Raw genomic sequence first — 17,485 nt, forward strand, 5'->3', positions numbered from 1 at the left:
CACTCATTCACAGGTGGGGTTATAACTTACCAACTAAGTTAATGAATACGCCTTGTGCATCGTAGTCATCATCGTTGGTTAAGTCGCTATCAAAGGCAGAGAAGTTGTAACCAATGCCGACTTTGAAGTTGTTACCGATGTGCTTGTTCACTGACACCAAGGCACCATGCTCCAACTCATCATTTAAGGTGTCCGTTTTCCAGTGGTATTCACCGGTTACGTCCCACTCTTTCATTACTCGGTAAGAGGCGCTTAAGCCATACAGGTCAATGTCACTTTTGACGATTTCGTTCTTACCGGATTCACGCGCAAAGACTTCTTCTTTGTCTTTGTGTGCGTATTTTGCGCCGACATCCCAGTTTTCATCGATGCTGTAAATCGCTTCGACTTCGATGATTTGGCTGGTTTCATCTTGGTAATCTACGTCACGTTCTAGTTGGTCATAATCCGCAATGTAGGTATAACGGCTCAATAAGTTCAGACGGTCGTTGTAGATCGGACGGTACGCCAAGCCACCTGTTGCTTCGACAAAGCGCGCCATGGTCTCACCTGTGGTTTGACTCTCAGTAATCGAGTAGTTGTATTTACCAAACAGGGTGTGCTCTTCTGTTAAGCGATGTGTGTAACTGTTGGTCGTCACGATCTGCTCCAGCTCTCGCTGTGCGACATCGGGATCGTCTTCGTTCTTGTCGACACGATATTCCAGTTTGTGGCTCAAGTTGATGTCATCCAAATCGATTGACGCATTCAAGCTGACAGATTGTCGCTCAGTGATTTGGTTTTCATCATCTTCGATTTCACCTTGCTGATAACCAATGCCCATTTCGACATCATCCGTCACGTCGTATCCAAATCCGTAGGAGTCGATACGGCCATGGCCATCATTTTCATCAACAAACTGGTTCTCTTGGTAGAAATCCACGCTTGAAGTCAGGTCAGCACGTTGGCCGACAATCACGTTGTTTTCACCTTCGTAGTTGTCATCCACGTAAGTGACATAGGTAGAGTGGTCGTCAGAGACATCATAGGTTACGGTCGCTTCGGCAATTTCACCACGATCACCAGTGGTGTACTCACCGCCCAGTGATAAGTCTTCCAACACGCGGAACTCAGCACCAACAGAAACGCTATCGTTGTCGTCGTAGTCGTCCGATTGGTTCATGGTGGTTTGGCCTTTGACATACACGCTGTTGTCGCTGTCCCACATGTAATCCAAACGTAAACCTGCCAAGGTCGCGTTACTTTGTTCATCGGCTTGGTTTAGCTCATCCACCTGTTGGCCTGCTGCCGAGAGCTTGATGTGCTGAGTCAGTTTGAATTGAGTTTCTAGCTCAATGGTCTCTGAATCTGTTTTCAGATTGCCATCCATGTCACGCTCTTCGTTGGCAGAAAAGCGTGATAGCACAGCAATGCGGTCAGTGGCTTGCAGACGCAACTCCGCCCCATAAGCTTCTTGCTCAAGGTCGTCACTGCTGCTCGCGTAGCTGTAACCGGCGTCTTTGTCTTTGTACCAAAGTTTGACGTCGTTACCGACCGCACCAAAGATACTTGGTGCCAAGTCATACAGGTTAGCAACCGCCGTCACTTGAATACTGTCACCCTCACGATCGTCAAGGCTGTCGCCAACCGGCGAAAATGTTAAACCACCATCGTACGAGACAAAGTTCGACTCAGTTTGCCGGCCTTCACTGTGTGCGAATTCAGCTTTAATGAACGTCCCTTCCGTCGCACGGAGTGTCAAATCAGAGCTGTAGACTTGGTAATCTTGGTTGTCTTTCTCTTCCGTTGCGTAGGTCACACCAAGGCCGATGTAGTCATTCGCCCAGCCTTTCACACGACCACCGTAAGACATGGCATCCAGTGAGTCAGAGCCTTGTGGTACGTATTCGTAGTCCACAACGAGATAGTTTTCGTAATCGTCGTTGCCTTCAATCACGCTGCCAAAGCTGTCAGACATGATGTTGTCTAGCGGCTTAGTCAGGATAATTCGGCCTTGGTATGGGTCGAATTCATAGTCACGCCCCGGCTCTAGTGGCACTTCGTTTTGCGTTAAACCGCTTTCATCCACGACCCTGACGTAAACCTTGTCACTGCCTGGTACGGCTTCGCCATGACGCAAGAAATAAAGCGAGCCGCCCGTGCCAAGAAATTCATCGTGTGCGTACAGAGAATCCGCTTCTGCTGCAAAACCAACGATGTTCAATCGGTCTTCACCGTATTGAGTGGTATCGCGAGTGCGGTAGTCTGCTTTGAAGCCATATAAGCTACGGTTGTAATCGCTGTTTTCTGTGCCTGTGACACCCGTGTTGTAGTTACCCCACAAATACTGCGACTTGTCGTATTCTACATTTAGGTAGACTTTGCCCTTGGTATTGACCACTTTCTCGATGTTTGAGCTGTCGCCATAGTTGCCGTAGTACAACTCGTCATCGTCTTCCAGAATGTCAAACACCTCTGAATCTTCCGACGCAAACGGGTGCTTAAACATGTCTTTAAGTTCACTTTCTTTAGTATCGAAGTGGGTAGTAATACGCAGCTTGTCACCAAACTTACCTTGGCCAAAGTACGCCAAACGACCTTGGTTGTAGATGTCATTTTGGTATTGATCATCGACGCCAAGCGCTGCACTGTTGCCTGATACGTTGTTCTTACCGATGTACAAATCTGCCAAACCGGTTTGAGCATAGTAAGTGTCTGGGATACGCACGTAGAGTTGATAGCGGCGCTCATCGCCATTGCCAAACACGACTTTGGTTGGGAATACGTACGCGTCGGTAGGAAGGTACTGCTCAGCGTATAAGTTGCCATCTTCAACGTCGAATTCGTCTTCGCCAATGATGACTTTATCGACGCCTTTAAGGCCGGTACCAATAAACTTCGCTAGACCTGCGTCGGTCGGAATGTTGTGACGCATCAACTTAGCTTGGCCATAGCTGCGGCCTTTGCCTTCTTCATCTTCGTTGTCGTTACGATCAATGTCCACTTCTGCATCCGGACGAACGAGATCCGTCACACCCACAGTAGTGACATCCATATTGCCGTCTTTGTCCCACGCTTTAAGGCGGAACAACAGTTGGCCACCGGCATCAAATTGGTAGCCTACGTCCGTAGCACCGTCCCAGTTGATGTCAAAATCGTTGGCCAACTTATCGCCTTCGAGCACGGCAATCGGCTCGGACAAACCAAAGTCGCCCACACGATAAACTTCAAGTTGGTATTTTTTGATGTAGTAACTGTAGTTAGTGGTAATGGTGAAACCAACGCTATCGCGCAGCGTACCCTCTTCCACCTCCAGCTCATCACTGACACTCACATCCAGCACTGGGTCAAATCGCGTGATATCACGACTCGCCCAAATTGCGCCTTGGTCTAAATAAATACGCGATGCGTCGTCTTCTTGTTTTGGTGTTTCGACCGAGATATCAGTGGTCTCTGACTCGAGTTTTTCTAGCTTGCTGGTATCGGCTGCCATGCCCATCATCGGCATGGCAGAAATAATACAGGTAGCTAAACGAGACTTGCTAAATACTTTCATACAAATTCCAGATACTGCTCAAATGACTCACTACTCTTGCTCGGTGTCTTTCGCTTTGCGATGAACACTGAAATTAAACTTCGTGAGCTTATTCGGGGTAATTCGCAACACTTTCGGGTTTTCGCTCACCACTTCCATCGAAGTCGGTAACGAGTCAGTGTCTAACTTCACTAGGAAGTTTTTCCCTTTCTTATTCAGCACCCATTGATCGGGCACGTGGTAGCGTCCGTACTGGTCTGTATGAATGACGATGCCTTCCACCGTCATCAGCTTGACACCAGGTATCCCGTCTTCATAAACCCCTTTGTTCTCAATCACGATTTCCCACAAGTAGGCATCGCCATGTCGATAGAGGTTTCTTGTGACGTTAAGATTCTCTGCACTTAGGCCGTTCTTTTTGTCTGATTCATGAGCAAACTTGATTTGGCCTTGCGCATCAAATTCGATGCGCGAACCACCGTCCGATGTGACGGTAAAATCAAAGCTCTCACGAGTACGTGTTTTGAATTGAATCGCGACAGATTTTGTTTCAGAGATGGTGCGGTTTATCGAGTGGCCCCACAGATCACCCAATTCAACACCTTCTTGCACGGCTGAAATCACTTGACCATTGTCTTGCTCATCCTCAACCGACAGCTCTTTCCCATCGCGGACGACGATTGTAGAGCCAGCGATGTAGTCCTGTGTAGGCAAGTTGGCAATCAATTCCACATCAAATGCCGTCGCGTCTGCTTGGAAACCGTCTTTGTTGTGGTCTTCAAACACCTTACCGATGATGGATGAGGTATCGAATACCTTGTCTGGCTCTACGGTCACTTTGGCACTGTCTTCGTTCGACACCGCAAGGCCATCGACTTTCGATACTGCGGTGTTGATGTAGTCACCAAACGTCGCGCCAACGGAAACTCGCAGTAGATAACGAATACGTAGCTTCTCGCCCGGATCGAAGTTCAATGATGTAAACAGCAGCTTGCCTGTGTCTGATGGTTCAATCGTCAACACTCGGTCGTCTTCATTACCAAACTCACCATCTGGGCCACTCAACACCACTTCCGATGTATCAAGAATGTACTTGAAGCCGCCTGGGTAACGGTCTTCCACGGTGACGTTTTTGAAGTACGATTCGTTGTTGTTTTCCACGATCACTTCGTATTCCACGGCATCGCCCACTTGCGCGGTGTCTTGCAACGCCGCTTTCGTTAGCAGAAGTTCACCATTGTTATCTGGGATCTTCTTGATGTGCGTGGTCACGCTGTCACTGGTTTGTGTACCGTCGGTTTCTGTCGCAGTAAAAGTATTAGTGATGTCGTCATCCAAGCCTTTACCTAGCGTGCCCACAACTTCAAAGGCAAACGCATTACGTTTTTTCGACTTTAAGTTAACCGTTAAATCCAAATCTTCGCTTGCTGGGAACGTATGGCGATCAATCACGCTGCCGCTGTCGTCTACTTCGACACCTTCGATGGTCCAGTCGGTAAAGACTTTGTTGCCCGCTTCATTTTGCAGCTCACTGATTTCATCGGTTAGGCGAACACTGGCTGCGTTACCATCACCTTGGTTAGTCACGGCTAGGTAGTAAGTGACGGAGTCATCATCCGGTGTGTATTCCGGCTTATCAGAACGCTTCTCGACCACAAGCTCAGCAGGAACAGGCGGTAAATCCAACGCTGCGACTTGGTCTGCAGAACCCTGCACTGAGGTTGGCGAAGGCATCATGCCTTTTGAGCGTGCCATTGCAGCCGGATTCCACGTCAGATCTAAGTAGTAACCGAGTACATCAATGTTGGTCAGCATGTCTTCATTGACGGTCAACGTGAAAGTGTAATCAATCTTACCGCCCGGTGCGATATCAACAATAGTGAAGAGATCTTTACTGTCTTCATAATCGCCCGGCTGAGTCTCAGCCCCTTGCCAGTCTGCGGTTAGAGTCCAGTTATCGAATGCTTTGTTGCGTGAGCCATCGATGTAATCACCCATGGATTCACCAAACTGAGTATAAATAGCGACGTTCTTCGCAATACCACGTCCGATGTTTTCAATCACAAGGTGATATTCCACTTGCTCACCAGGTACATAGTGTGGAGCATCGGTATAAAGCTCGGCCTGTACCACTGCACTAACACTCTGTACTGGCGGGCTGATTACCTCTCCACCATCGACCTGCGCGGTGTTGACGATAGCACCAGTTGCCGAATCGACGACCGTACCTTTGGCGCGAAATACAACCGTGCCTTTTGGTGCGATATCGACACTATATTCTGTCGGACTGATGGAGTCGACGTTGCTACCTATGGTTTGCGATTCCACCTCAAGCGATGTTGAGCCATCCACAAACGCAGGGCCTGTTGTGCCGTCGTAGTAACCAACTTGGATAGACGACATGTCATCCACCACACTCAAATCGGTGATGTAGTTATTCGAGGTGTTCTCGATGGTGATCAAGAACTCCAACTCTTCACCAGGCTCGTATTCGGTTTGAACGTTTGTTTTAGTTGCAACGAAGTCCGCATCCATCGGCAGCATAATCGCCGTTGAATCTTGAGAGACACCGTTGTAAGTGACGGTTGCAGTGTTGCTGATTTCACCAATCGCTGTGGTACGGATCAGCGCTTTCACACGGAAAGTCACGGTACTTTCAGGCGCAATATCCATGGTTGCATTAATATCGTCGCTCAGCTCGAACGTTTTTGGTGTCACAACAGTGCGTTCGTCCGATGCTTCATACGTCACTTCCCACAACATAAACGCCGACTCTTTATTGCCACTGGTGGTGTCAACATCGATGTCGCTGATGATGTCTTTCAGTTCAACACCAGAAGCAAACGCCAATGACGTGTTACTCACCGTAATGTCGTAGTTAATCAGCTTCGTCACTTCATAGATCGGGGTGTCTACCGATTTGTCGATGGATACCGTCGCTAGAATCGGCGTACTGATTGCACTTTTTTCTGTTGTATTCCCTTCAAACGTTGTGCTCGCGATATTGGTGATGTCACCAGTCGCATTGGCTACCGTTGTCGCTTGAATGGTATAAACGATCGTATCTTCAGGGGCGATATCGAGCGTCTCTTTCAGATCTTCACCTGTTGTTGGTGCTGGAACTGGCGTTTCACCAGTTGTTGAAACCGCTGAAATCTGAATCGAACTTGGGTCAAATGCTTTTCCTGTGGTACCGCCAGCAAGTGTCGTTTCAATCGACTTCAAGGTGTCTTTAATTTCAACCGCTTCTGCCCAACCTAAGCCGTTGTTCTTAACTGTCACGGTATAAGTCAGCGTATCGCCCGGTAGGTACTCAAGCTTATCGACTTCTTTTGTCAACGTGACTTGCGCGTCTTCAGGCAAATACGTTGCTTCCGCTGTGTAGTCTGTACCATCACTGTCGACTTTAACTACGTTAGTAATGTTGCCTTTTGCTCTATCGTTGACCGTATTCGTCACAACAAAAGAGTAACTATCGCCAGGGTGGATACTGTAAGTCGCGCTGTAACCTTGATCGGTATCGATAACGTTCTTACGAGCGTTCAGCAAAGGAGCACCACTACCACCCAGCACTTCATCACTGATCACCCACTTACCCGTGAAGGCTTGTTCATTGTCAGTACTGTTCGCCACATCGGTCATAATGGTATCGATGCGATCCACCAACACTTGGTCGACCAAGTAACCTTCACCGACGTTAGTTAACGTGATTTTGTACGCAACAGGCTGACCCGGTTGGTATTTCGCATCCGGCTCTGCAATCGGCGTAGTCTCTTTGGTCAGTTCCAATTGGCCTGGTTTTGGTGTGATGTAGCCCTGTGTTAGCTTCGCTCGTTTACTACCCAGACCATATAGAAGGAAAGCGGTATTGGTAAAACGGCCTACAGCATCATCACGAACTTTACCTTGGATGTGGATACGAATAACGGTGTATTTATCACCGCCACCAGTACCGGCATCATCGCGTCCTGCCATTTTTATTGAACCCGCGGGAATATTGATATCCGGATTAGTTACACCAACGAGTTTATTTAGCTCGGAGAAATCATTTGCCGCTGGATCTGAAGGTGCAGAATCAAACAACACTTCATAATCCAGAGTCCATTCTTCTAAAGCAGGCTTCATAGAGCCATCAACCGTTTCAACTTCAAAACTGTTAATGTCATCCAGCAGACCAAAAAAGCCGGTACTTACATCATCATTGGTAATATCGATGTAGTAGTTAACCGTTCCACCCGGTACATATTGAGGAGTATCAGTCCATTTATCGATCAAGTACTGAGATCGGCCAGCTTCCAGAACAATATCATTCGTGTTGTCGCCATTGACTTGTGCAGTATTGGTTATTGAACCTGTCGCAGAAGCAGCCACCGTCCCTTTCACATCGAAGACAATGTACTCTCCTGGGCGAAGATCAACGGTCGCATTTAGTGGAACGTTACCATTGTAATTGCCATTAACAGCATAAGATCCCGTCGGCTCGACTGCGATCGACGTAGACCACTGTGTAAATGCCGCTGTACCATCGGATGTATTAATGTTGTTTATTGCATCAATCACTTGAACATCATTGGCAATACTTTCACCCGTATTTTCTAATGTGACCTGATATTCCACATCACCACGTGGTGCGTAAGTACAGCCACTGCCATCACTTGATGGAACCGTACAACTTGCAGAGTCCCCATCGGTGTACTCTAAAGTCTTGAAGTAGTTAATTTCTGAAGGCTTAGGTGGAATAGGCTCCGATGTTGCCGATTTACCATCAGCGATAACTCGGTTCTCTTCAATTTCACCCAGCGCATCGTCTCTTACTGTGCCTGTCAGATTGAAGGTCAGCGCTTCACCAGCCGCAATATCGACTTCAATATCTAGATTCCCAGCCGCACTGTAACCCGGTACATGAGTATCAATGTTGGCGTCGATGCCATTGCTAACAGTGTGGTTGATGTCGCCAGATACGTACGCAGATTTGCTTGCACCACCAATAACTTCTACACCAATATCCGTCACTGTATCTTGAATACGTACGTCGTTTGCCCACCCGTTCTCTGGGTTAGTAACGACGAACTCATACTCCACTTCATCACCCGGGATGTAAGTATCCCCAGAAGAAAACGGGGTACCATTTATAGATACAACACGTTTTTCAACATTGATGTTGTTCGTTAAAGGAAGCAAAGTGGCAGTACGGTTTTTACCGTCGTAGTTCGCGGTGTTTTTGATATCACCCAAGGCATCTTCTCGGATAGTGCCATGAACGGTGAACGTCAACGATTCTTGAGGCGCAATAACGATGTCGTTTTCAATATCGATGTTGTTACCATCGACAAAACCAACCGCTTCGGTGATCGAACCTGAAGCTGCGTCTTTTACTAGAATCACTTCCCAACCTGAATCAAACGGCTGGTCGGCAGGATCGCTACCTGCCGTTGCGTTGTCTTCCGCGATACGAGTTTGAATTGCAGAGATGGTATCTTTTAGACGAGAGCCATACTCGGTACCGTAGCCATTGTTTTTCAGCTGAATGCGGTAGTAAACCTCACTCTCACCAGATGCCTGTGAGTAGGTCGTTTTCTCAGCACTAAATCCGGCATCAGAAAAAGCCTTCTTACTGAAGTTAATCTCCGGATCCGCCATTGAAGAAGGAGGAGAAACTGCGATCAAATTATTCCCATTATCTTCATCGATATGAGCACGGTTAGTAAACGATCCTACCGCTTTAGGACTGATCTTGGCGCGAATAACATAGCGAACAAATGGCTCAGATAAGAATCCGCCAAAGTTATCCGCCGCGATATCAAAGTGAGAATCGATCGGTTGGTTGTCTTGAATCGCATTGTCAACGTCTGGATTGGTAATACCCGAGGCATCAGAGAAAGTTTCAATTGTCCAACTGTCAAACGCGGGACCGCGTGTACCGTCGTAATAGTCCGTTGTAATTTCGTCAATATCGTCTCTTAGACTAAAGTTATCAACGTGTGCGCTCGCTGTGTTCTCAATTCGAATTTCGTACTCAACATATCCGCCCGGCATGTAGTGAGTTGCACCAGTAAGCTCGTTACCATCAACATCGTAATACGCGAGAATATTTTTTTCGTATTCGATTTTGTTCGTAGCTTGTTTGATGTCGTGAGAAATGGTATCGCCATCAACCGTGAACAGGTTAACAATGTCACCATTTGCTTTGTCATTGATCGTTGCAACCACTTCGTACTCTAGGGTTGCTCCCATTGGGATATCTGCGGACACATTTAGATCGACATTACTAGAAGAGTAAACAGTGTCAGCACCTGCACCTGCGTCAACATAGTCCGCATCTTCACCACTAGCTTTAGAAGTAATTGTCCAAGTAGTGAAAGCTGCACCCGTAGAACCATCAACCAATTCGGTTTCAATTTTCGTTAGTTCATCAACGATTGGAATGTCATGAGCATTGCCAGCACCATCATTCTCTATAATCAAACGGTAAGTGATAGTTTGCCCCGGTTCATATACCGTTTCATCGGTCACTTTGTCGAAGTTTAAGTGGTAGTCATTGGGGATAACGATAGTGTCACGATAGTTAATATTACCGACTGCATCTGGTCGAATTCTGCCCTTAACGGTATAGGTAACATCTTCGCCTTCATCGATATCAATCGTCGTTACAATATTACTGTTGTCAGCAACAGTACCGTCTTTAGTGCCATCGGTTGTACCAGCATTCGCAGGATCACTTTTCGCTACATTGACCGTAAACTTATTAGTGCCAGAAGCATCATCATAAAATGGATTACCAGTAGAGCCATCTTGCAAGTCCACTGAAATTCCGTTTATCAGTTCATTTACATCAACGTTGTTACGATAACCTTTGCCATCTTGTGAAGTGTATTTGAAGGTGTAGATCAGCTCGTCACCCGGCGAGTAACGGTTGATGTTGGTGGTACGGAAAACATCACCATTGTTGTAGACCTGATGGTTTTCAGCAACGGCACGTTTTAGATACTCACAAGAAGTAGTACAACCTGCATCATCTTTGTGAATCAACAATGCCTCGTTGCGGATCAAATATTGTTCACCCGCTTCTACCCCGTTAGAAACCGCATTGTCTTTTACCAGCGCTTTGATCTTAACGATAATAAAATCATTAGCAGGAATATTTAGAGGGATCTCAACATCGTCAGTGTTAGGCGTGCTGTAGGCGCCACCGTCAACAGAATACGACCAATGTTCAAAAGGATTTTGCTCAAGTAAATCCTCTGATTCACCATCTTTGTCATTAGCAAGGGTGGTTGTGATATCACTCAAGCGGTCGATCAAGATCAGGTCCGTTTCTGCAATGTCACCATTGTTGCCGATCACGATGGTGTACTCGAGTTCTTCACCTGGGGTGTAGCGCACAACATTGGTTGTTTTTGTCAACGCAACATTGATGTCATAAGCACTGTCTTTATTGTCGATTTGAGCAGAAGAACTGTGGTCACGGTCCGTTAATGGGTCATAAACATCAACTCGGTTAGAAACCTGATCGTGTGGGTAATCACTTTTGACGATACCAGAGACCTCATAATGCACCCACCCTCCCGGTGTAATATCAACGTCAGTGTCAATATTTTCATTATCTGCTACGTCACCATAACGCGAGCCTGGTTCGTCAGTGTCCGTAGAGCCTGTTACCGACCAGCTAGAGAAAAAGTTAAGCGCTTCGATGTCATCTTTAACCGTTGCATCGTTGGCATAGCCTGTTCCACGGTTGTAGATGTAGATATCAAACGTCGCTCTTTCACCAACAACAAAATCAGTGTTTTGTGCCGTTTTCGCTACGACTAAATTCGGCTCATGCGGATGCGTCGTAACCGAATCCGATAAGTTAATGTGATCTTCCGCTTCAGTTGACTTTACGGTTGCCGTGTTTGAGAAAGACCCCCATAGAATCTCTGTATCAATGCTACGATCCAACGTACCAGCAATGGTGTATGTGATTGTCACACCCGGCGGGATTTGCGCTGTTACATCGAGATCGTTGTTGTCGGAAAAATCTCCAGCGTCAGCCGCGACTTTCAACCAAGGAGAATCAGCCTCAATATCTGCAGTAACTGTCCAAGAGGTAAAAACTTTCTTCGTCGCACCCGTTGGCTCAAGCAGCTCTGCTTCTATGGTACTGATTTCATCTTGAATCTCGATATTGGAAGCAAAACCATTGCCTTCAGGGTTGGTCACACTAATGGTGTAAGTGATTTCATTTGTGGTGTTGGTATACCAACTCTGCTCATCATTACCATCCACGCGTTTGTCCAGTACCAAGTAGTAATCACGTGGATAAGACCCTCGGTCTGAATAAAGCGTATCATCTACTTCAACTTCGTTACGAATTTCATCATCTGCAATTGGGTTAACTACAGCTTCAATCGAATAAATAATGGTTTCATGAGGGGCAACCATCGCATTCACATCAAGAATATTCTTGTTAGTTTGGTTACCATCAATCTCACCCGTAAAGCCAGGCTCACTAATGGTAGAAACCGAACCATCTTCCGCGTAGGATTCAGCGGTAATCACCCAACTAATGTAAGCTTTGGTCGACGTACCATTGATTGACGTAGTCGTTACTGAGGCAAGATCATCGTATACAGGCACATCAATCGCATAACCATCACCGCTATTTTCAACCGTGATGGTGTAGTTCAAAGTGTTCCCCGCAGAGTAGTAGCGCGAATCCACTTCTTTTTGAACTTTGAGATTTGAGTTCGGCATCTGAACACCAGACCCGCTCTCTTCTAGATCATCACCAAGGCATAAACCCGCATCCGTCCCATCATCGACAATTTGACCAACACTGTTATCCGACACTCTTGCCGTCAGTTTGTAGCGAACATACCCTTCTGGAGCTAAATCGACTTTCAAATCGATATCATTGGTTGTCCATGCACCATAATTAAAAGAGCCGTAATTCGAACCATCACCACGGCTATCTGCGACTTCCAGTTTCCATTCAGAAAAAGCAGAACCCGTTGGACCATCAACTTGTTCAGTCACGTTACACGCGAACTTGTCTAGCACCGCCACATCGTTAGCAAAATATTTGGTGTCCGAGTTCGATATCAGGATGTCATAGACCACTTCGTTTTCCCCTGATACACCAGGTACATAAGTCGTGTCTGTCGTTTTTTTGTGTCGAGTAATTTTGCTTGATGACGAATCTAGGACATCTTCTGTATTTAGCGTATTAGCAAGTACACCAGCAGAATCAGCGCTGCCTTCATCGTTCAGAACTTTGGCTTCTAGTTGTGGAATTTCACCAATAGAAACTGAGCTTGCGTGCACGACCACAGAGTAAAGGATCTCTTCAGCTGGGTAGATTGATACTTTATCGTTAAGTGACTTGTCGGTTTGCTTTCCGGACGCTTCAAGCTCTGAGGTACTGTTTGCCCCAATAGAAATGACTTCATTGGTCCAGGTTGAGTAAGGGTTTCCTGTTGTATCATCAGCGTTTTTATCATTGCTGATGTCGTGACCTAACTCTGATTCCAGTGAGTCCATCAGTTGCTGAACGGTATAGTTATGTGCAATACCTGCGCCTACTGCGTTGCGCACTGAAATGGTGTAGGAGAAATCTTCGCTAACGAGATAATCGTCCGTTTTGTTCAACGTATGCGTAAGCGTGACATCAGCTTCTTCGGGTGGCGTAGTGATATCAACGGCAGGTTTATTGTCGTCTCGCGTTTCCGCTTCTGCACTGTCATTGATGATGTCTCCAACCAATGTTGAAGCTACCTGTCCTCGGATGGTGTAGGTAACCGATCCACCAACGGCAATTGACACATCATTTGCTTCTAAGTTGCCATTTACTGAATAAGAACCTGCGTTACTTCCAGAACCAATGACTGAAGAGCTATTTGAAACAGAAGTAAACGCAGGGACAGTCGCACCACTGATGTCCTCGGCCTCTATATTCGCTACCAAGTCTGCAACCGTCATACCTTTGATTTTTGCTGTACCGGTGTTTGACACTTTTAAGGTGTAAACTAGAGTCTGCCCAACGCCATAGCTATCTGCGGATACATCAAGTTCAATTGAATGCTCGTAAACAACGCGTTGATGCGTCGTTGTGTTGGAGTCTTCTTTTGAAAGCGCACCAGAACGCACATTAGCTACGTTAGTAATATCACCAGCAGCCTGCTCAGAGACTTTTGCTTTAATGATGTAGGACACGGTGCCGTTGTTACGAATGCGAACATCTGTAGCAGTGAGGTTGCCATTTCTGTCGTAATCACCAGACGATGAGAGAAAAGACGCAGATGCTGAAATCTCTGCGCTTTCAAACGCATTCACTAAACCTCCGGAATCACCGGAAGTCATAATGCTCATGATCTCATCATTGACCTCTAACCCGGAAAGTGTGGAACCAGAGGTGTTAGTTAGGGTCAATGTATATTCAATCTGGTCGCCGTTATCGTATTGACCAGTTATTGGGGACAACTGGATATCCAGTCCTGCTATATCCGCTTGTGCAGGCATAGCAATCAATACCATGAGGAACGACAAAAACGCACCACCAAGTGTGCGAATCAAACGACTAAAATCTTTCGGCATACTTACTTCTACTACCCAAATCAGTGAGTTAAAGTGAATTAAGATTAATTAAGGCGAATTAATCAGCAGAAAGTTTATCGAAGAGGTTTTAAATACAGTCGGCATCTTTCTAGTTAACAGTTTTTTAAATGCCTATTACGACTATTAGAAAAAACAATATGTAAGAGAGGAAACAAGCCTATTTACATTCAAAATATTGATATATGAATATTATTAACAGCGGTTCAGCTGATGATTTTATAACTATTTACCTTGGAAAAACTCATATAATCGGTCAATATACGACCAAGCCAAGTAAGAAAAGGGAAAAAATTGTTGACATGAAAACCTAGGAGCACTCTATCAAAGAGCATTCCTAGTGGACAAGAATGGGCAGTATCGCTTAATCAAGCAAGCTGTCTTGGTAGATCATTTTCTTACTCATACCGCCATCGATAACCAAGTTATGATCATTGATAAAGTCATTCTCTGGATGAGTTAAAAACAAACTCGCATTAACAATGTCTTTGGCTTGCCCTACTTTTAATCCATTGTGCAATCTTGCTCTCAATTACATCAAAGAATGATGAAGAAACTTCACTCAACCAGGAAATGTGCCACGAATACATATGTAAGTTTCCATAATAAGATTGCAAATATCCCTAATTGATACTCTCAAAAATGCAATTTAGACTCAAATGATGGACATGTTACTCATCTTCAAGATTTACCTCTTCTATGGCCTAGCTTTCTTCGCCATCTTTTTTGCCATCTTGTTTAGAGATTTACGCAAAAGTCGCATTGCTATCGCTTCTTCCCTCCCAACCCTTGCTTTGTTCGGTTTTATCCACGGCTTCCACGAATGGTCAGATCTTTACCTTGTCATGTATGAGCACGAATTCGCACTCACCAAAGGTATTGAAGCCTTTACGGTATTTAAACTCTGGTTCTCTTTTATTGCCTTGGGGGTATTTGCTTGGAAGATGCTTGACCTCACCAGTTGGAAGCACGTAAAACACATAAAATACGCTTCTCTTGCGGTTCTAACCCTGTTTATATTCAGTTTGGTTTACCGCTTTGGAAACAAAGAATACGCGATTTATATACACAATACGGCGAACCAAGTACGTTGGATATTCGGCTTAGGATCTGGTGCGATATCAGGTTTAGCCATGATGAGTTATGCCAACATCCTCGAGAAAGAAGGACACGGTGCGTCTTTACCATTCCAGTTAACAGGCCTCTCGTTGTTTGCATATGGGATCTGTGCAGGCGTACTTACCTCAGATTTGGGGCTGTGGGTTTTAGTGGTTCGCACGATCTGTGCGATCTGCATCCTTTGTACATTGTGGATTGCTCTCAGAGTTTTTGACGATGAAAAGAACAAGCAACTAGAAAGTAATATTCAACAGTCACAACAAGACGCAAAATTAAAAGAGCTCGGTGAGTTAACATCTGCGGTCGCTCACGAGATCAAAACTCCGCTCTCAAGTGCAACGATGAGTTGTGATTTGTTGGAAAAACACTTACCAGACAACGAGGCCAGCCATCGCCACCTAACACGAATTCGCCAAGGTCTTGAACGAGCCGCAGAGATCAGCCATGAAGTCCTAAATTACGCTCATCATAAGCCCATAAAGCGGAAAGCCGTTTGTCTCAATACTGTATTGAAGAATGCACTGTCACTGAATCAGTACCGCTTAGAAGACTTTCTGGTGAGTCAGTCACTAGACGAATCTTTACAGGTATTGGGCGATGAGGGGCAATTAGAAGAAGTGGTGACCAACATTATCGGCAACGCAATCGATGCCAGTCAGGAACATAAACAACTGTTTATTGAAACCTATCAAGATAAGCTAGTCGCGATACTCTCGATCTCAGATTGGGGGACAGGTATGCCACAAGATAAGATCGCCAAAGCGACAACCCCTTTCTACACAACCAAGCCACGTGGAGAAGGCACTGGCATGGGATTGGCAATCAGTAATCAAATTATCTTACAACACGGCGGCGAGCTACACTTGAGGAACTCGAAGAAGAGTGATCATATTACAGGCTTAACGGTAGAAATCCGCTTACCAAGGAATATTGAATGACATTAAAACTCTTACTTGCAGAAGATGATGTAGAATTGCGAGAAGTCCTCGTAGAGGCACTAACCATGGAGTCTTTTGACGTCATCGCATGTGACAATGCAGAAGATGCGCTGGATATCGCATCCGAGCAGTATTTTGATTTAGCATTGTTTGATGTCGTCATGACAGGGATGACAGGTATTGAGGCCTTATCGACCTTAAGACGTTTACACCCTAATATAGGAATCATCATCACGACAGCATTTGCAACCGTTGATGTTGCTGTCGATGCCATGAAGAAAGGCGCGGATGAGTTTCTAACTAAGCCATTCAATCTTGCTGCACTGTCTGTCACGCTAAAAAGAGTACATGCGGAGCGCTCACCGAAATCCCCTCTTGATGAACGCAAGCATGACCAAATCTTTAGTGCTCTATCAAATCCGATTCGCAGGTCGGTTATCAAGCAGCTCAAGATACACCGAAAGATGAAGTTTATGGACTTATGCCGAGTCGTGGGCATAGAAGATCATACCAAGTTCAACTTCCACCTCAAGCAACTCGTTATTAGTGGGTTGGTGATCAAAGAAGATGGTCGAATTTATTCGCTCACGGAACAGGGGCAACAAGTCCACTCCAGTATGCTTTAATGCGCCAATTCAAAACGATAAAGCCGACAATATGTCGGCTTTCTTATTTCACATGTATTACTTGTCGGGGCTGTATATTTTACTTCGCTTATTTTTGTTCAATTGAACGAATGACTTTACACGGATTGCCAGCAGCAACCACATTTGGTGGTACATCTTTTGTCACCACACTTCCCGCACCAATTACAGAATTTTCACCGATCGTTACGCCAGGACACACGATAACACCACCGCCCAACCATACGTTGTCACCAATCGTAATTGGCGTACCAAACTCAACACCTTCTTCGACACGACCTTTCACATCCAAAGGGTGGCCTGCTGTGTATATTTGTACATTGGGTGCAAACAACACATTGTCACCAATATGTACTTCTGCGACGTCTAAAACAACACAGTTGAAGTTCGCGTAAAAGTTTCTTCCTAACTTGATGTTAGAGCCATAATCACATCGGAATGGTGGCTCTAAAAATGCACCTTCAGCGTCTGGAATAAGTGTATCAATTGCGCTTCGCCATTCGTCCGTATCTGGGATGCTGTTGTTGAGTTTTTGTAGCACTTTTCTGCACTCAATACGTGCCTGGTAAAGCTCCTGATCCCAAGCATCATATGGCTCACCAGCCAGCATCTTTTGTTTTTCTGTCTTCATCGAACACGCCATCTCACCAAAATAAAAACGAATCAAAACACATCAC

6 protein-coding genes are annotated in these 17,485 nt (G+C 45.7%); 2 read left to right on the forward strand and 4 right to left on the reverse strand.

The genetic code is table 11. The features are described 5' to 3' along the window. Positions 1-19: 19 nt before the first annotated feature. The 3 genes from C1S74_RS24890 to C1S74_RS24900 all read right to left on the reverse strand — a co-directional run bounded on the left by C1S74_RS24890 (position 20) and on the right by C1S74_RS24900 (position 14,627). The gene (locus C1S74_RS24890) at positions 20-3,535 is read right to left on the reverse strand and encodes a TonB-dependent receptor (RefSeq protein WP_045398632.1); all 3,516 of its coding nucleotides are present in this window, start codon (positions 3,533-3,535) and stop codon (positions 20-22) included. A gap of 30 nt (positions 3,536-3,565) precedes the next feature. Continuing rightward, complete coding sequence (locus C1S74_RS24895) at positions 3,566-14,089, reverse strand: DUF11 domain-containing protein (protein ID WP_103415388.1); 10,524 nt, start codon at positions 14,087-14,089, stop codon at positions 3,566-3,568. A gap of 382 nt (positions 14,090-14,471) precedes the next feature. Then, entirely contained in the window at positions 14,472-14,627 is a 156-nt protein-coding gene (locus C1S74_RS24900; RefSeq protein WP_231565424.1) for a hypothetical protein, read from the reverse strand. Positions 14,628-14,769: 142 nt separating this feature from the next. Here C1S74_RS24900 and C1S74_RS24905 point away from each other — a divergent pair, with 142 nt between their 5' ends. Together C1S74_RS24905 and C1S74_RS24910 are read left to right on the forward strand one after the other, a co-directional pair. Next, positions 14,770-16,164: a sensor histidine kinase gene (locus tag C1S74_RS24905; RefSeq protein WP_045398633.1), complete on the forward strand. Its 1,395-nt coding sequence runs from the start codon at positions 14,770-14,772 to the stop codon at positions 16,162-16,164. Next, complete coding sequence (locus tag C1S74_RS24910) at positions 16,161-16,790, forward strand: response regulator (RefSeq protein ID WP_045398635.1); 630 nt, start codon at positions 16,161-16,163, stop codon at positions 16,788-16,790. Before C1S74_RS24905 ends, C1S74_RS24910 begins: the two co-directional genes overlap by 4 nt. 88 nt (positions 16,791-16,878) lie before the next feature. On the opposite strand, the gene C1S74_RS24915 is transcribed toward C1S74_RS24910, so the two are convergent. Further along, the gene (locus C1S74_RS24915) at positions 16,879-17,439 is read right to left on the reverse strand and encodes a sugar O-acetyltransferase (protein WP_045398636.1); all 561 of its coding nucleotides are present in this window, start codon (positions 17,437-17,439) and stop codon (positions 16,879-16,881) included. Positions 17,440-17,485: the final 46 nt, after the last annotated feature.

This window comes from Vibrio hyugaensis (assembly GCF_002906655.1).
Taxonomy (GTDB): Bacteria; Pseudomonadota; Gammaproteobacteria; order Enterobacterales; family Vibrionaceae; genus Vibrio; species Vibrio hyugaensis.